At 36.1% G+C, this 16,810-nt stretch carries 15 protein-coding genes; 8 read left to right on the forward strand and 7 right to left on the reverse strand.

Features of this window, described 5'->3' with window-relative positions:
- Window positions 1–104: 104 nt before the first annotated feature.
- The 5 genes from alaS (at window position 105) to IRZ80_RS18845 (ending at window position 6,389) form a co-directional block, all read left to right on the forward strand.
- Window positions 105–2,735, forward strand: coding sequence for an alanine--tRNA ligase (gene alaS, locus IRZ80_RS18825; protein WP_194643558.1), 2,631 nt, complete (start codon window positions 105–107; stop codon window positions 2,733–2,735).
- Between the two features lie 201 nt (window positions 2,736–2,936).
- Window positions 2,937–3,692: a hypothetical protein gene (locus IRZ80_RS18830; RefSeq protein ID WP_194643560.1), complete on the forward strand. Its 756-nt coding sequence runs from the start codon at window positions 2,937–2,939 to the stop codon at window positions 3,690–3,692.
- Window positions 3,693–3,883: 191 nt separating this feature from the next.
- Complete coding sequence (locus IRZ80_RS18835; RefSeq protein ID WP_194643562.1) at window positions 3,884–4,624, forward strand: hypothetical protein; 741 nt, start codon at window positions 3,884–3,886, stop codon at window positions 4,622–4,624.
- Window positions 4,625–4,735: 111 nt separating this feature from the next.
- Window positions 4,736–5,686 carry a GSCFA domain-containing protein gene (locus IRZ80_RS18840; RefSeq protein ID WP_194643564.1) on the forward strand — a complete coding sequence of 317 codons (951 nt, stop codon included), beginning with the start codon at window positions 4,736–4,738 and terminating at the stop codon, window positions 5,684–5,686.
- Window positions 5,687–5,759: 73 nt separating this feature from the next.
- Complete coding sequence (locus tag IRZ80_RS18845) at window positions 5,760–6,389, forward strand: DUF4230 domain-containing protein (protein WP_194643566.1); 630 nt, start codon at window positions 5,760–5,762, stop codon at window positions 6,387–6,389.
- Between the two features lie 128 nt (window positions 6,390–6,517).
- Here the strand turns inward: IRZ80_RS18845 and IRZ80_RS18850 are convergent, their stop codons facing one another.
- Window positions 6,518–8,275 (reverse strand): aromatic amino acid hydroxylase, encoded by a 1,758-nt coding sequence (locus IRZ80_RS18850; protein ID WP_194643568.1) that lies wholly within the window; start codon window positions 8,273–8,275, stop codon window positions 6,518–6,520.
- A 255-nt stretch (window positions 8,276–8,530) separates the two neighbouring features.
- On the opposite strand from IRZ80_RS18850, the gene IRZ80_RS18855 reads away from it, so the two are divergent.
- On the forward strand, window positions 8,531–9,628 hold the full coding sequence (locus tag IRZ80_RS18855) for a polysaccharide lyase family 1 protein (protein ID WP_194643570.1): 1,098 nt from the start codon (window positions 8,531–8,533) through the stop codon (window positions 9,626–9,628).
- Window positions 9,629–9,691: 63 nt separating this feature from the next.
- Here IRZ80_RS18855 and IRZ80_RS18860 read toward each other — a convergent pair whose 3' ends face one another.
- The 6 genes from IRZ80_RS18860 to IRZ80_RS18885 form a co-directional block, all read right to left on the reverse strand.
- On the reverse strand, window positions 9,692–10,084 hold the full coding sequence (locus tag IRZ80_RS18860; protein WP_194643572.1) for a group III truncated hemoglobin: 393 nt from the start codon (window positions 10,082–10,084) through the stop codon (window positions 9,692–9,694).
- A 74-nt stretch (window positions 10,085–10,158) separates the two neighbouring features.
- Window positions 10,159–11,403: a threonine ammonia-lyase IlvA gene (gene ilvA / locus IRZ80_RS18865; RefSeq protein WP_194643574.1), complete on the reverse strand. Its 1,245-nt coding sequence runs from the start codon at window positions 11,401–11,403 to the stop codon at window positions 10,159–10,161.
- A 33-nt stretch (window positions 11,404–11,436) separates the two neighbouring features.
- Window positions 11,437–11,856 (reverse strand): hypothetical protein, encoded by a 420-nt coding sequence (locus IRZ80_RS18870; RefSeq protein ID WP_194643576.1) that lies wholly within the window; start codon window positions 11,854–11,856, stop codon window positions 11,437–11,439.
- 340 nt (window positions 11,857–12,196) lie between these two features.
- Complete coding sequence (locus IRZ80_RS18875) at window positions 12,197–12,739, reverse strand: DUF4136 domain-containing protein (RefSeq protein ID WP_194643578.1); 543 nt, start codon at window positions 12,737–12,739, stop codon at window positions 12,197–12,199.
- 125 nt (window positions 12,740–12,864) lie between these two features.
- Complete coding sequence (locus tag IRZ80_RS18880) at window positions 12,865–14,883, reverse strand: urocanate hydratase (RefSeq protein ID WP_194643580.1); 2,019 nt, start codon at window positions 14,881–14,883, stop codon at window positions 12,865–12,867.
- A 296-nt stretch (window positions 14,884–15,179) separates the two neighbouring features.
- Window positions 15,180–15,356 (reverse strand): DUF5522 domain-containing protein, encoded by a 177-nt coding sequence (locus IRZ80_RS18885; protein ID WP_194643582.1) that lies wholly within the window; start codon window positions 15,354–15,356, stop codon window positions 15,180–15,182.
- A 92-nt stretch (window positions 15,357–15,448) separates the two neighbouring features.
- Here IRZ80_RS18885 and IRZ80_RS18890 point away from each other — a divergent pair, with 92 nt between their 5' ends.
- Together IRZ80_RS18890 and IRZ80_RS18895 are read left to right on the forward strand one after the other, a co-directional pair.
- Window positions 15,449–15,775, forward strand: coding sequence for a hypothetical protein (locus IRZ80_RS18890; protein WP_194643584.1), 327 nt, complete (start codon window positions 15,449–15,451; stop codon window positions 15,773–15,775).
- Window positions 15,776–15,900: 125 nt separating this feature from the next.
- Window positions 15,901–16,794 (forward strand): 1-aminocyclopropane-1-carboxylate deaminase/D-cysteine desulfhydrase, encoded by an 894-nt coding sequence (locus IRZ80_RS18895; RefSeq protein WP_194643586.1) that lies wholly within the window; start codon window positions 15,901–15,903, stop codon window positions 16,792–16,794.
- Window positions 16,795–16,810 lie beyond the last annotated feature (16 nt).

Consider the following 16,810-nt stretch of genomic DNA (forward strand, 5'->3'; position numbering starts at 1 on the left):
TTCCACTGCTATCTGGGGCAAAAAAGTTGATTTGTTGATTTGGTTATTCGTTAATACGAAACAACCGATTAAACAATTAACAAATAACCGATTAAACAATAAAAATGAAATCACAAGACGTACGCAAACAATTTTTAGATTTTTTTGAAAGTAAAGGGCATTTAATTGTTCCATCGGCTCCGATTGTTCTTAAGGACGATCCGACATTGATGTTTAACAACTCCGGGATGGCGCAGTTTAAGGAATATTTTCTTGGTCTTGGAACTCCAAAAAGCAACAGAATTGCCGATACGCAAAAATGTCTTCGTGTTTCTGGAAAACATAATGATCTTGAGGAAGTAGGGATTGACACCTATCACCACACTATGTTTGAAATGCTGGGGAACTGGTCATTTGGTGATTATTTCAAAAAAGAGGCAATTCATTGGGCTTGGGAATTATTGACCGAGGTGTATAAAATCCCGAAAGACATATTATATGTTTCGGTTTTTGAAGGAAATCCTGCTGAGAATGTGCCTTTTGACCAGGAAGCTTGGGACATCTGGAAAACATTAATCGATGAAGACCGAATTATTTTAGGAAACAAGAAAGATAATTTCTGGGAAATGGGGGATCAAGGACCTTGCGGACCTTGTTCTGAAATTCATGTTGATATTCGTTCTGCTGAAGAAAAAGCTTTGGTTTCCGGTAAATCTTTAGTGAATGCTGATCACCCGCATGTGGTGGAAATTTGGAACAACGTATTTATGGAGTTCAACCGTAAAGCCGATGGTTCATTGGAAAAATTGCCTGCGCAGCACGTGGATACAGGAATGGGATTTGAACGCCTTTGTATGGTTTTGCAGGGAGTTCAGTCTAATTATGATACTGATGTTTTTACACCGCTAATCAGAGAAATCGAAACGATTACCGGCACTAAATATACTATCAAAGCAAAAGACGAAGCCGAGGAAAAAATAAATATTGCGATTCGTGTAATTGCAGATCACGTTCGTGCAGTAGCTTTTGCTATTGCTGATGGCCAATTACCATCTAACACCGGAGCTGGTTATGTAATCCGTAGAATTTTACGTCGTGCTATCCGTTACGGTTTTACTTTTCTGAATACTAAAGAACCTTTTATATACCGATTGGTTGAGACTTTGAGTGCACAAATGAGTGGTTCATTCCCGGAAATTCGTTCACAAAAAGCGTTATGCTCCAATGTAATCCGTGAGGAAGAAAGTTCTTTCCTAAGGACTTTGGATCAGGGATTGGTGCTGCTGGATGCTGTAATCAGTACGAACTTGGGCTCAGTAATCGATGGTAAAAAAGCATTTGAATTGTACGATACTTACGGTTTCCCAATTGATTTAACAGCTTTGATTCTTTCTGAAAAAGGATTGGAACTGGATGAAAAAGGATTCCAGGAGCAATTGCAATTGCAAAAAGAACGTTCCCGTGCGGCTTCAAAAGTAACGGCTGGAGACTGGAATGTTCTGGCTGAAGATGATATTCAGGAATTTGTGGGTTACGACCGATTGAAACACAATGTGAAAATCACTAAATACCGCAGAGTTGACAGCGTGAAAGATGGTGAAATTTATCAGCTGGTTTTCAATGCTACACCATTTTATGGAGAAAGCGGAGGACAAACAGGTGATAAAGGATATCTTGAAGCGTCAAACGGAGATATCATCTATATTATTGATACCAAGAAAGAAAACAACCAAACGATACATCTTACACAATCGCTTCCGGATAATCTGACCGATAGTTTTGTGGCTGTTGTAGATGAAATCCAAAGAGCAAAAACATCTTCAAATCACTCGGCTACTCACTTGTTACATCAAGGACTGAGAAAAATATTGGGAACACATATTGAGCAAAAAGGATCAATGGTTCGAAATGCTTCTTTGCGTTTTGACTTCTCGCATTTTTCTAAAGTAACCGATGATGAACTGAAAGAAGTAGAGGATTTTGTGAATGCAAGAATCCGTGAGAGTCTGCCTTTGGTAGAAAAAAGAGGAATTCCAAAAAATCAGGCGTTGCAGGAAGGTGCAATTGCTTTGTTTGGTGAAAAATATGGAGATGTTGTCCGAATGATTAAATTCGGTGATTCAGTGGAATTATGCGGAGGTACTCATGTGCCAAATACAAGTGATATCTGGCACTTCAAAATCACTTCGGAAGGTGCAGTTGCATCAGGAATCAGACGTATTGAGGCGATTACAAGTGAAGCTGCAAAGGATTTCTTCGAATCGCAGCTGATTACTTTTGCAGAAATAAAAGAAGTTTTGAAAAATGCGGTAGATCCTGTAAAAGCCATTCAGGCAATGCAGGATGAAAATACTTCGCTTAAAAAACAATTGGAAGTTTTATTGAAAGATAAAGCTAAAAATATGAAAGGAGAATTGGCTCAGGAACTGCAGGAAATCAACGGAATTCGTTTCCTTGCCAAACAAGTTGATTTGAGTCCGGAAGGAGCAAAAGATTTAGCTTATGAATTAGGAACTTTAGGAACCAATATATTTTTAGTATTAGCTACTGCCGATGCTGGAAAACCAATGTTGTCTTGCTATATTTCTAAAGAATTAGTTGCTGATAAAAAACTAAACGCAGGCCAAGTAGTTCGTGAATTAGGGAAATACATCCAAGGCGGTGGAGGAGGTCAGCCTTTCTTTGCTACTGCAGGAGGTAAAAATGCTGATGGAATTGGAGAAGCTTTGGAGAAAGCTGTTGAGTTTGTGAAGTAGTTTTATTATAAGCAGCCTTTCGTTATAAAATAGATTTCATAATATGCATCCCAAGTGAGTTATAGTAATAGCTCGCTTGGGATTTTTTATAGAAGCTTAATAGAGGTAATTAGTTTTTGTTTTTTTTATATTTGTAAAAATATTAATACGTAATTTTTTAAAATGAAAAAATTTTCAAACTTTCTTTTGGCTTTAATTTTAGTGCTAATTTCATCTTGTTCAAGTGATGATTCATCATCGGATTCAAGTACTAATATGGTATTGCCTAAAACAGTAACTATAACTTATCCTAATCCTGAATTTTCGTCTCATAATAGAAGAACGGTAATGACTTATGATGGAAATAAAATTTTAACGTCAGTAGATGAATATTCAAAAACTGTTTTTACTTATGATGGGAATTTTATAGTTAAGCAAGTAAAATTTGATATAGATTATAAAGGAAATGAGGTTAAAGATGCTGAAGTCTCTTATACTTATGAAAATGGAAAACTAAAAACAAGAACCTTAAGAGAAGAATTTTCTACAGAATATCCGAATGGGCAGTTAATTTACAAAACAGTTTATACGCATGTTTCAGATAATGAAGTAACTTATATGTTTTATTCGGTAGATTCTAAAACAAATGTAGAAATAAAAGATCATCAAGGGGTTTTAATTTACAAAGATGGAAATCTCGTTAAGGAAGAAGAGCTTACTTTTAACATTATTTATCGCGACACAAGGGTTTATGAGTATGATGATAAAAATGCTCCATTCAAAAATATTTTAGGTTATAACTTATTGTTAAATGGGGTTAGTATTGGAAATAATAATATAACTAGTGGTAGCAGTTTATCAAATCTATTTGTTTATATCGGTAATTACATTTATGGTGATAATGGGTATCCTACAAAAGTGATGAACTATGCGAGCGATAGAAAAACAATACTATATATAACTGAATACACATATTAATTTGTAGCTTTATTTTATTCAAATAATTCTATTTGTTTGGTAATAAATAGAATACATAATTAAGAATTCCAGATATGTTGTAAATAATGTGTTTGGGATTTTTTTTGTTAAAATTGTTAAATTTTAATTAGGTTATCGGCTGTATTTTCTTATATATTTGCAAAATATATTAATATAATTTAATTCAAAAAATGAAAAAAATTTTATGCCTTTTTAGTGCTTTAACTTTAGTGCTAATTTCTTCCTGCTCTAGTGACGATAACAATTCTGAATCTACTAATTCGGTATTGTTAAAAAAAACAATTGCAACTGATTCCGATGGTGAAAAAGTTACTACTAATTTCACATATACTGGTAATAAGATTGTAAGTGTAATAGATGATACTGGATTTTTAAATCTTTATTATACCTACACAGGCGATTTGATTACCAAAGTGGATTCTAAAAGTGCTGATGGAACAGTTGAAGAAACACATATATATACTTATAATGGAGATGGAAAACTAGTAACTTTTATAAGAGTTGAACATGAAGATGATCATGGATATAAAGAAACTTATACATATAATACAGATGGTACAATTTCGGTTAAGTCATATTCAGGTGATAGTACTTCACAAACCATTGTAAGCGGGACATCTACTATTAAGTTTTTAAATGGAGAAATAAGTGAAATTATATCAACAAATTCTCCAAGCCATAAATATACTTATGATACTAAAAATAATCCAGCGAAAAATGTATTGGGAATTGACAAAATTGCATTTACTGATGGTGAAGCTAGTGATGGAATTATACATAATATGTTGACAGATTCAGTGGGTAATAATTTATGGGAAAATACTACTTTTACATATAATGAAAATGGTTATCCTACTAAGGGTATTGATAAAGGAAGTGACAGCCCAGCTACTACAGAATATTTCTACTAGATAACGTAAATAGTCTTAGCTTTAGATTTATAATATTTACAAAACCAGATGCATAATGTATCTGGTTTTTTTATTTCTAAAAATTGTCGAAATTTACTGGAAATATAAATAATGAATTTCACTACCCCAATACCCATTCCTAAAAACCAAAACCCAATAGACTACAACTCCAAAATAGTCTCTTTAGGTTCTTGCTTTGCAGAAAATATGGGCAATAAATTCGACTATTTTAAATTTCAAAGCAATACAAACCCATTCGGAATTATTTTCAATCCAGTTTCTATTGAGAAAATTATTGATCGAGTTGTCAATGAAGTTTTATTTACCGAGGAAGATGTTTTTTTTCATAACGAGCGCTGGCATTGTTTTGAGGTGCATTCGGATTTGAGCCATTCGGATAAAACGGAATTGGTTGCGAATCTTAATCAAATTTTGGCGGAGACCAAGAAACAATTACAGCAAGCAAGCCATGTTATTATTACGTATGGAACTTCTTGGGTGTATCGCAATATCGAAAAAAATGACATAGTTGCCAACTGCCATAAAGTACCCCAAAAGCAGTTTACCAAAGAATTACTTTCTGCTGAAATTATAGAAAAATCAATTCAAAATACGTTTGGTTTAATCGAAAAAAGAAACCCAAACTGCGGTTTTATTTTTACCATTTCGCCAGTGCGACATCTCAAAGACGGCTTTGTTGAAAATCATGTCAGTAAAGCCAATTTGATTACTGCGATTTATAAAATAATAAACAATAAACAACAAACAATAAACTATTTTCCAAGCTACGAAATCATGATGGACGAACTTCGGGATTATCGTTTTTATGCCGCGGATATGCTGCATCCGAGCCAAACCGCCATTGATTATATTTGGGAACGTTTTAGCGAAAGCTGTATTGCTGAAAATAGTTTCGAAACAATGAAAGAAGTTTCAGAAATTCAAAAAGGATTAAATCATCGAAGTTTTAATCCAGAATCAGAACAGCATCTTAAATTCTTATCAAAACTGAATCAGAAAATTGATGTTTTGGCAGAAAAATTTCCACACATAAAGTTTTAAAGACTTCATTTAAAAAATACTTAATTTGTCTTTTGAAAAAAAAGAAGTAAATTGGACTAAACAATATAATGGAATGCAAAACTTACTTAAAAGAATAATAGCTGCATTTGTAGTTGTAGTCATAATAATTTTGGCTTTCAAATTTTGTGAGTTCAAAAAAAGTGACAATTCCTCATTAGATTACAATACCAATTTGATACAACAGCAAATTGTCAATGTTGGGAAATTGGTAGTAACAGAAGGACATTTCTCCGAAGTGGTGACCTATAAAAACCAGCAGAAATACATGATGGACATGCTTTCGTTTGAGAAGAAAGCTCTTGTGATTGTCAATGCCGATGTTACGGTATCGTACGATCTGCATCAAATGAAATACGATATCGACGAAGCTAATAAAACCATCACTATTCTAAGCATCCCAAAAGAAGAAATAAAGATAAGTCCAGACATCAAGTTTTATGATGTAGAACAAAGTCAGATGAATCCCTTTACTGGAGATGATTATAATAAAATCAATAAATCGGTAAAGGCCAATCTTGCCAAGAAAATAGAAAAATCATCGTTGAAATCCAATGCACAGAACCGACTGATAAGCGAACTCTCCAAAATCTTGATTCTAACGAATACCATGGGTTGGAAACTGCAGTACAACGGTAAAGAAATCTCAAACGAAAAAGACCTTCAGCAGGATCTGAAGTTGTAGAATTTGATTTTACCGCAATGATCGCAAAGAAAATAAGATTGTAAAAAGCGCAAGGTTTGCAAAGCTTTGCGCTCTTTGCGTAAAACTTTGCGAACCTTGCGTTTAAATGGAGTCAAATATTTTCCGTGTTATACAATCTCATTTTCAAAAATCAATTCTAATCCATTCGAAATCAATTTTTCAAGTTCGGGACGTTGTTTTTTTAAGTTTTCCAAATGCAGAAGTACTTGCTCCATCAAGTTTGTTTCGTTTCGATTGTGCAGAAGTTCAGCCAATTCTACAGAAAGTAACCAGTCGTTCGGATGATTATTTTGGAGTTTTGTAAAAATAGGTTCCAATGAAGCACCTGTATCACTCGATTCCCGAATGCTTCTTACCGTTTGGTATAACACTTCCAGATCATCTCTCTCGGCAGTTTGTTTCGCTTTAATAGTCTTGCTCGAAGGAACGTGCGAAATCAAATCAAAACTATTCACATCGGCTGGACCCGAGAAAGCTGAAACCAGTTTTTTGCCCACCGCCATATCATAATTCCCCCATTCGGGTCTGAACAAGACAGTATCTCCGTGTGTTACCGTACAGTTTTTGAAACAGATTAAAATGATTTCCCCGTGTAGATTTCTCTTTCCGGTAATGATTTCTCCAACTACTTTTATGTCTCCTTCAAATTTCAGTGTGGCAGTCTGTCCTTCATAAATATCGTATGCCTTTAAATCGCGAGGACTCATATCTTCGATGGCTAGATTGATGCCTTTCAATTTGCCAATTGGGCTTCCAAAACCATCCGGATGCGTACTGGTTCCGTGACCGACCAATTCTTTTTCGCGGTAGGCTAGAGCCGTTTTTCCTGTGGTTTGAAAATAAATCGGTTTGCCTTCGTGTTCAATAACATTCGTAAATACACCCGAAATCTGTAAACCCGTACTCAATTCAGCAGTTCCTAAAGCTTTGGAATGGATAAGTTTTTCCATTCCTGATAATCCGCCTGTGCGCAAAGCCATGGTATTGGCAAATTCTTCGAGAATAAGGCTCAAATAAGCAAAATCGGGAGTTACATAGAGCTGTGGCTGTAATTTGGTAATATCAAAGCTTTGATGTACAGCCGAAAAATCATAAGGGATTTTCTTCACGTTATCGGTCATGCACCAGGCACTTTCGCCAATGGATGATAATAAACCGGCACCATATATTTTTGGGTTTTCCAATGTGCCTATTAAGCCATATTCTACCGTCCACCAATGCAGGTTTCGGATTTGAGCCATTTCAGATAACTCATCCATATTGTTTTGCAGATCTTCTACCGCTTTTTCGGCAGTTTCGATTTCGCTTTGCGGAGTGCCTTCAGCTTCTTTCAAAATAGAAAGCAACCGAATCGCTTCGTACATTTCGTAATCTTTGTGGGATGAGATAGCTTTACAGCCAATTTCTCCAAAACGGCGCAGATATTCAGCATATTCAGGATTCGCGATAATAGGAGCATGGCCAGCACCTTCATGAATAATATCGGGAGCAGGAGTGTATTCGATATGTTCAAGCTGACGAATATCTGAAGCAATTACCAAGACATTATACGCCTGAAATTCCATAAAAGCATTGGGCGGAATAAATCCGTCCACAGCTACCGCAGCCCAGCCAATTTCACTGAGAATGCGGTTCATTCCGTACATACTTGGAATGTTATCTACCTCAATCCCCGTTTTTTTTAGACCTTCCAGATAGGAACTGTGAGCCACTTTTGAGAGATAATCCACATTTTTCCGCATTACATATCTCCATACAGCCTGATTTACAGGAGTGTATTCACTGTAATCCTGAGGTTTGATAAATTGCTTCAAATGCTTTGGTAAACGATCCAATAAAGGATTACTTTTGATTTTTGGGTTCATAACGAAAACGATATAGTATGTTACAAAATTACAATTTTCAGAAGTTTTTTTGGAAATTATCTTTACTATTTTATTTTAGTAACAATCTGTTTTGAATTCAGTCTCTAGTTAACAGTTATTGTATGATAATTAAATTCAAAATAACGAAATGCTGTAAATAATGTTAAAATAGCATTTCGTTTTCAATAATATCATACTTTTGGTTTTTTGTAATCGATTACATTTTTTTTCTTTGATAAAACCATATAGTAAATTATGAATAATAAAATTTTCAAAGTAATCATTTCAGCATTATTCTTATTTGCTGTAACAATACGTTCATATTCTCAAAACCCAAATTTTTCAATTGTTGGTTTTGCCACCGAAAATGGCGGTACTACTGGCGGGCAAGGAGGCGAAGAAGTAACAGTAACTACGTTTGCAGAGCTGAAAAAATATGCAGAAACTGAGAATACGAAGTATGTAATCAAAGTAGCGGGTACCATAACAGGAACAGGCAGTATTGTCGATAAAAATTATGCGGGTTCTATCAAAATTGCTTCCAATAAAAGTATTATTGGTATTGGCAATAAAGCTTTTCTGGACGGAGCAGGTTTTACGATTAAAGATGCCAAAAATATTATTGTCCAAAATGTTAGGTTTTCGCTGGTTTCCGTGGGGAAAGTAATTCCTGCTGGTTCTGAAGATATTCCAAAAATATACAGTAAACTGGGGGACGAAGGAAGACCTCAAATATTGGTGAATTCAGGGGATTTAATTTCTATATCTGGTGCCAGTACTAATATCTGGATTGACCATTGCGAGTTTTTTGAGGAAAACCCATACGAACAAAAAAATCAGGATTTGTACGATGGTTTGGTTGATGTAAAAGATAGCAGCGGTTTCATAACGATTTCATGGTGTTATTTTCACGATCACCATAAATGCAGTTTAATTGGCAGTTCTGATAAAGATTTGTTTACGGATCGAAAGATTACTTTTCATCATAATTATTACAAAACGATTCAGGAGCGCGTGCCTTTGTATAGAGGAGCAACGGCGCATTTCTTTAATAACTATTGTGAGGATATTTATGGAGGAATCGTCAATTCCCGTGTGAATGCCTGCATACGTGTTGAGAAAAATTATTTTGAAAACTCCAAAAACACGGTGTATTCTAAGAATAGTAAAATTTCAGGAAATGCAGAAATAATTGATAACAAGGAGGTCAATTGTAACAATAAAGAATCTTATCCTGCAGCTTGTACCGCAGTTATTCCATATGATTATTCCTCAGTACTGACCAATAAAACTTCAGATGTAGAAAAAATTGTTGAAAGGTATTCGGGCGTTGGAAAATTAAGTGCCAAGTAGTTTTTTTAAATTTAAACGGCATTAATCTCAAATTATTTTTTTTTGAAATTAATGCCGTTTATTTTATAAAAGCGGATGCTTTCCTTCATGCCTGAAATATTCAATTTTATAGTTGAACATTTCGGCCATATTTTTTGCTCTAAGTTTAGCTTCTTCGGCAAGCGGACCAGCAAAAAGAGTATCAACTGTTTCGGAAAAAATTTCCATCCATCGGGTAAAATGATGTTTTTCGACAGGAAGCTGTCGGTGAGGAGGAAAAGGACTTCCGGAATAGGTGTGTTCTTCGAGCAGAATAGTCTGCCAAAAGCGGTACATTTTTTCCAGATGTTCGGTCCAGCGATCGCCGATTTTTTCGTTGAAAATGGCACCAATCAAATCGTCTTTTTGTACTTTGGAATAAAATGTATTGACTAATAATTGTATGTCTTCTATATTTGAAATGTCTTTGTTTGTCATGATGTTTTAATGTGAAAAATACTCTTTCAAAGATACGGTATAATTAAAAATGCGGCAGAAAAAGAGTTGTTAATTTATCCGATCAATTGAGTGAACAAGTCGTGTCTTTCATTAAGATAACGATATTCAAACCCTTTGGAATTCATATTGTTTTTGATGGCGTGAATGTCATTTGGATTCTTCAATTCCAGTCCCACAACTACCGATCCTACTTCACGGCTGTTTTTTTTGGCAAACTGAAAATAAGTAATATCATCATCAGGTCCCAAAATGTCGTTTACAAATTCCTTTAAAGCTCCGGGACGCTGCGGAAACTGAATCATAAAGTAGTGCATCAATCCTTCATACAGCAGGGAGCGTTCTTTTATTTCGGCGGTTCTTTCAATGTCATTGTTGCTGCCGCTTACAATGCAGACTACGGTTTTTCCTTTTATTTCTTTCTTGTAAAAATCCAGTGCGGCTATAGTTAATGCTCCTGCGGGTTCGACTACCATGGCTTCTTCATTGTACAGGCGCAGTATTGTAGTGCATACTTTTCCTTCGGGAACCAAAATAATATCATCCAGTTTTTTTTGACAGATGTCAAAAGTCAGGTCGCCAACCTGCTTTACCGCTGCGCCATCGACAAATTTATCGATAGTGTCTAATGGAATATTCTTGTGATTAGCAATTGAGGTTTTCATCGACGGAGCACCTTGGGGTTCTACTCCAATGATTTTTGTATTTGGGCTCAGCTGTTTGAACACGGTTGATAAGCCGGAAGCCAGTCCGCCGCCACCAATTGGAATGAAAACATAATCAATAGGCTCGTGGTAATCGTCCAATATTTCTAAACCAACTGTTCCTTGTCCTGCGATCACTTCTAAATCGTCAAAAGGGTGGATGAAAGCTTTGTTGTTTTGAGCGGCATCTTCTACAGATTTTGCGTAAGCATCATCAAAAGTGTCGCCTGTTAGTACAATTTCAACATAATTTTTGCCAAACAGCTGTACTTGTTTTACTTTTTGTTTGGGAGTGGTTTTGGGCATGTAAATTTTACCCATTATTTTTAAAAGATTACAGGAATAAGCAACTCCCTGAGCGTGATTTCCTGCGCTGGCGCAGATGACCCCCTGTTTTTTTTCAGAATCGGTCAGGGTAGACATTTTATTGTAGGCGCCTCTTATTTTATAGGAACGGACTACCTGCAGGTCTTCACGTTTTAATAATATTCTTGATGAAAACTCTTCGGATAAATTCAGGTTTTCTATCAGCGGGGTAGGAGAGATTACGCCCTGAAGCTGTTTTTGTGCTTGCTGTATTGCTGTAAATAAAGTCATTTTTGCTGTATTTCGGATTTTAAAATTTTTGAATTAAAAAGAGTTTATCAGGTTTAATTGCTGGATTGTTTCGTTGTCTGTTTTACTGGTGTAAACGCAGTAATCATTTTCCCGGATAATCGGAACAGCATTTATAATTGATGTGATCTGCTTTGCTTTTTCATCAGAATCCAGAAACTTTAATAGTAGAATCTGGTGAGTAGAAAGTTCGGTTTCGGTCTGCAGATAACATTTAAAAACTTCAATTATTTTTTCCATTTGATATACGATGTTTTGAACTGCCTTCTCGGTTTCAATAAGCGTAATCGTAAAACGATATAAATTTACTGTTTTACAAAAAAATACTGAGAAGCTGTTTATGTTTATTTTTCTCCGAGTCAAAATAAAGGCTGTTTTATTGATTAAGCCTTCCTGTTTTTCACTGAAAAGTGTTATTGTAAATTCTTGTTTCATTATTGAATAGTTTGTTTTTTGAATAAAAAAAAGCCTTTCTTCATTTGAACTGAGAAAGGCTGTATTAGAAAATAGAATCCTGACTCGTCATGTGATACGAATAATGATAATTACGATGCTAATAATTACTGCTGAATTTTTCATGTTTGCTTAAAATAAAAAACCTCCCGACGTGGGAGGTTTTATAAATTGTATATTGATTACTCTTTTATATAACACCCCGCCATAATTATCGAATGATAATTATAATAATGACAATGATGATGTAAATTAAGTTCTTCATTTTTTGTGCTTATACTGCAAATGTATTCATTTTTGAAGGGACTAAGAAAATAAACTGTTATTTTTTAGCTGCAGCTGGTGGATATTGCGCTAAAATTTGACCAACGATATTGTTAACGATTTCATCTTTTCTATTCATATCTTTGCTAAGTGTTCCAGTTCCCTCACCCTGCCAGATCAATTCTTTCTTTTTGGCATCGATAAGGTCAATGTATAATGTTCCTTCGGTAGATGAGCTAACGGTCGTGTGGCCTCCATACATCATATACGGATTCCAGCCGTAACCCCAGCCATAACCCCAGCCTGCGTTGAATTGGTTTACACTCACTTCTTTGCGGGATTTAGTGAAAATATTCACTAATAAATCAGGATTATCACTTTTGGTAAATCCTTTGGCTTGCAATTGCTGATCAATAGCATTGAGAATTCTTTTTTTGTCCAAATCGGAAATTTCAACTTTATCTATACCCGATTTCATAAAGGCGAAAGTCTTGTACTGCTTAAAATCGGCTGATTTATCATAATCAGAATATACTTGTACGGAGTCACAAGAGGCAACTATGAAAAGTAATAATAGGGGCAGGAATCTAAATGTTTTCATGATTTATGTGATTTATGTTCGAATAAACTGGCACAAAAACCGTACCAAGTTTACTGTCTTAAAGTTAGATGATTTATTTGTACTGTACAAAGTTTTTAACAAATTGTATTATTTATGGAATGAGATTAGTTTAATAGTTTGTCATCAACCAGATTTGGCAGTGTAACTTTCAATAAAGGTTCTGCTTCCATAGCTCTTTTTATCGCAAAAACAGCTCCTTCGTTACGTGCCCAGCTTCGTCTTGAAATTCCGTTATTGACATCCCAAAATAACATAGAAGCCAAACGTCTCGAAGCTTCGGGAGTACCGTCAAGGACCATTCCGAAACCGCCGTTGATTACTTCGCCCCAGCCTACACCGCCGCCATTGTGAATAGACACCCAGGTCGCACCACGAAAACTGTCGCCTATTACATTATGAATGGCCATATCAGCTGTGAATCGGGAACCGTCATAAATATTTGAAGTTTCGCGGTAAGGCGAATCAGTTCCCGAAACATCGTGATGGTCACGCCCCAAGACAACTGCTCCAATTTCGCCTTTAGCAATCGCCTGATTGAAAGCTTCGGCAATTTTTACACGGCCTTCGGCATCAGCGTATAAGATTCGGGCTTGTGAACCTACAACCAGTTTATTTTCCTGAGCACCTTTTATCCACTGAATATTATCCTGCATTTGCTGCTGAATTTCTACAGGAGCAGTTTTGGCCATTTCTTCCAAAACCTGACAGGCAATTGCATCTGTTTTAGCTAAATCTTCCGGTTTTCCTGAAGTACAAACCCAGCGGAAAGGACCAAATCCGTAATCAAAACACATTGGTCCCATAATATCCTGAACATAACTCGGGTATCTGAAATCAATCCCCACCCCAGTCCTCCCCGAAGGACAGGGAGAAGAAAGGTTTTCTTTTTTTAGAATATCCGCTCCCGCACGGGAAGCTTCTAATAAAAAGGCATTTCCATAATCAAAGAAATACGTTCCTTTCGCAGTATGTTTGTTAATAGCAGTTGTATGACGACGCAAAGTTTCCTGTACTTTTTCTTTGAATAAAACTGGATTATTAGCCATCAAATCATTGGCTTCTTCAAATGAAATGCCAACTGGATAATACCCGCCAGCCCAAGGATTGTGAAGCGAAGTCTGGTCGGAACCCAAATCGATATACAGGTTCTCCTCGTCAAATCGTTCCCAAACGTCCACCACATTTCCGAGGTAGGCGATAGAAACGGTTTCGTTATTGGCTTTCGCCAAAGTCACTCTTTGCACCAATTCGTCAAGATTCTCAACAACTTCATTAATCCAGCCCTGACTGTGGCGAATGTGGGTGATTTTGGCATTAACTTCGGCGCAAACCGTTATACAGCCTGCAATATTTCCCGCTTTGGGTTGCGCGCCACTCATCCCTCCAAGCCCCGAAGTAACAAATAATCCGCCTTTTGGAGAACGTTTTATTTTTCTGAAACCGTTCAGAACCGTGATGGTCGTTCCGTGCACAATTCCCTGCGGACCTATGTACATATAACTGCCTGCAGTCATTTGCCCGTATTGCGAAACCCCCAAAGCGTTCATTCTTTCCCAATCGTCAGGCTGAGAATAATTCGGAATCACCATTCCGTTGGTCACCACAACTCTTGGAGCTTCTTTATGTGAAGGAAACAATCCCATCGGGTGCCCGGAATACATCGTCAGTGTCTGCTCATCGGTCATCTCCGAAAGGTATTTCATCGTCAATAAATATTGCGCCCAGTTCGAAAAAACTGCGCCATTCCCTCCATACGTAATCAATTCGTGCGGATGCTGTGCCACCGCATAATCCAGATTGTTCTGAATCATCAGCATAATGGCTTTTGCCTGTTCGCTTTTCCCTGGATATTCCGAAATTGGGCGAGCATACATTTTATAATCAGGACGAAAACGGTACATATAAATACGTCCGTACATTTCCAGTTCGTATCGAAATTCAGGAATTAACTCCACGTGATGCTGCGGTTCAAAATAGCGCAAAGCATTACGAAGTGCCAGTTTTTTCTCGGCGTCCGTCAAAATTTCTTTTCGCTTGGGAGCGTGGTTAATATTCGCCTTATACGGCTTTGGCTGTGGTAATATAGCAGGAATTCCTTGTTGTATCTGTTCTTGAAAAGTCATTTTTAAATAGATTTTTTAGATTTTCAGATTGCTGGATTATTAGAATTTTATCAATTCAATAAGCATATCTGTTAATCTGTTTTGGTTGTACTTTTTTAGATTTCTTCGAACAGTCGAATAATCTAAAATTCGAATACTCATTTTTAAATTAAAACAATAAACTAAGGATACCGTATATCCGACCTATGGTAGGACTTGTGAATTTTAATTTTATATTTTAAAGAAAGAATGTCCATTGTTACTATTGAACTATTTTAAAAATTATTTTCTGCGGTCTAAACTCAGCTATCTGTAATCTATTTTCTAATCTCCCCAGTCTTTTTATCAAATCCATATGGACAATGACGGCAGCCACTTTTACAGCAGTACCCACGTTTCAAATGATATTTTTCGGTAAAGCACTTGTATCCTTCGGGCGTATAATAAAAATCTTCGCCCTCAGTTAATTTATTTTCATTATTTTGTTCTGTCATTCTGTTTTTATGCTGAAATCTGCCGAAAGGCGATTGTGTTTTTCTTTGAATTTGGCTATATTGCTTCTACAAATCTATAAATTTTATAATCAATGTATATTATCGTTGCCAAATATTTAATTCCAAAAGGATATCGCGGTCTCACGGTCTTTCCGTTTGTGATTATAAAACACCGCTTCGATTCTGAAAATAAAGTATTGGTAAACCACGAAAGAATCCACATTCGGCAACAGCTGGAACTGCTTGTTCTGCCTTTTTTTGTTTGGTATTTTGTCGAATATGCGGTACGTTTGCTGCAGTACAGGAATACTAATTTAGCATATAAAAATATCAGTTTTGAAAGGGAAGCGTATGCTAATGAAAAGCATGTTGATTATTTGAAAAACCGAACTCTTTTTAGTTTTTTAAAGTATGTATAAAAGTTTTTTTAACCGCAAGGTTCACAAAGTTTTACGCAAAGTTCGCAAAGCTTTGTGTTCTTAGCGTTTTCTCTTTGCGAACCTTGCGGTTAATCTTCATCTCATAAATCAAAAAAAATAAAATTTTGAATCAAATACTTCCACTTGAATTACCCAATGGAATTTCTCTTGAAATAAAAAGAGAAGATCTGCTCCATCCTTTTATTTCTGGAAATAAATTCAGGAAAATGAAGTACAATCTGCTTCAGGCAAAAACCGAAAATCAGGAAACCTTGCTCACTTTCGGCGGCGCTTATTCTAACCATATTGCTGCGGTGGCTTATGCGGGAAAAGAGCAAGGTTTTAAAACTATTGGTATAATCCGTGGTGATGAACTGAGAGATAAAATTACTGAAAATCCAACCCTAAAGTTCGCACAGGAATGTGGCATGGAATTCGAGTTTGTAACCAGAGAAGCTTATCGGCACAAAACCGAATTTGATTTTATTGCTGGTTTGAAACAGAAATTTGGTTTATTTTATCTTGTTCCAGAGGGCGGAACTAACGAATATGCGATAAAAGGCTGTGAAGAAATTTTGACCGAAGAAGATGCTAATTTTGATTATGTCTGCTTGGCGGTGGGGACAGGCGGAACCATTTCGGGGATTATCAACAGCGTATTGCCACACCAAAAAGTTTTGGGATTTCCGGCGCTAAAAGGCGACTTTTTAAAAGATGAAATTCGTAAATTTGCCCGCAGCGAAAATTGGGATTTAGTAACTGATTATCATTTTGGCGGATACGGAAAGGTAAATGAAGAATTGGTTCAGTTTATTAATCGGTTTTACAAAGTAACTCAAGTGCCTTTGGATCCCGTTTATACTGGAAAGATGGTTTTTGGCGTTATGGATTTGATTCATAAGAACTATTTCCCTGATAATGCTAAAATTCTGCTGATTCATACAGGAGGATTACAAGGGATTCAGGGAATGAATACGCTTTTGAAAAAGAAAAACAGCACATTAATTCAATTTCAATAACAATGGCAAAAATCAA

Source organism: Flavobacterium sp. HJJ, assembly GCF_015351475.1.
GTDB lineage: Bacteria > Bacteroidota > Bacteroidia > Flavobacteriales > Flavobacteriaceae > Flavobacterium > Flavobacterium marginilacus.

Bases quoted from the DNA above. Each gene is read 5' to 3' on its own strand.
- alaS (WP_194643558.1), top strand. From the start codon at position 105: ATGAAATCACAAGACGTACGCAAACAATTTTTAGATTTTTTTGAAAGT.
- IRZ80_RS18835 (WP_194643562.1), top strand. From the start codon at position 3,884: ATGAAAAAAATTTTATGCCTTTTTAGTGCTTTAACTTTAGTGCTAATT.
- IRZ80_RS18840 (WP_194643564.1), top strand. From the start codon at position 4,736: ATGAATTTCACTACCCCAATACCCATTCCTAAAAACCAAAACCCAATA.
- IRZ80_RS18845 (WP_194643566.1), top strand. From the start codon at position 5,760: ATGCAAAACTTACTTAAAAGAATAATAGCTGCATTTGTAGTTGTAGTC.
- IRZ80_RS18850 (WP_194643568.1), bottom strand. From the start codon at position 8,275: ATGAACCCAAAAATCAAAAGTAATCCTTTATTGGATCGTTTACCAAAG.
- IRZ80_RS18855 (WP_194643570.1), top strand. From the start codon at position 8,531: ATGAATAATAAAATTTTCAAAGTAATCATTTCAGCATTATTCTTATTT.
- IRZ80_RS18860 (WP_194643572.1), bottom strand. From the start codon at position 10,084: ATGACAAACAAAGACATTTCAAATATAGAAGACATACAATTATTAGTC.
- ilvA (WP_194643574.1), bottom strand. From the start codon at position 11,403: ATGACTTTATTTACAGCAATACAGCAAGCACAAAAACAGCTTCAGGGC.
- IRZ80_RS18870 (WP_194643576.1), bottom strand. From the start codon at position 11,856: ATGAAACAAGAATTTACAATAACACTTTTCAGTGAAAAACAGGAAGGC.
- IRZ80_RS18875 (WP_194643578.1), bottom strand. From the start codon at position 12,739: ATGAAAACATTTAGATTCCTGCCCCTATTATTACTTTTCATAGTTGCC.
- IRZ80_RS18880 (WP_194643580.1), bottom strand. From the start codon at position 14,883: ATGACTTTTCAAGAACAGATACAACAAGGAATTCCTGCTATATTACCA.
- IRZ80_RS18885 (WP_194643582.1), bottom strand. From the start codon at position 15,356: ATGACAGAACAAAATAATGAAAATAAATTAACTGAGGGCGAAGATTTT.
- IRZ80_RS18890 (WP_194643584.1), top strand. From the start codon at position 15,449: ATGTATATTATCGTTGCCAAATATTTAATTCCAAAAGGATATCGCGGT.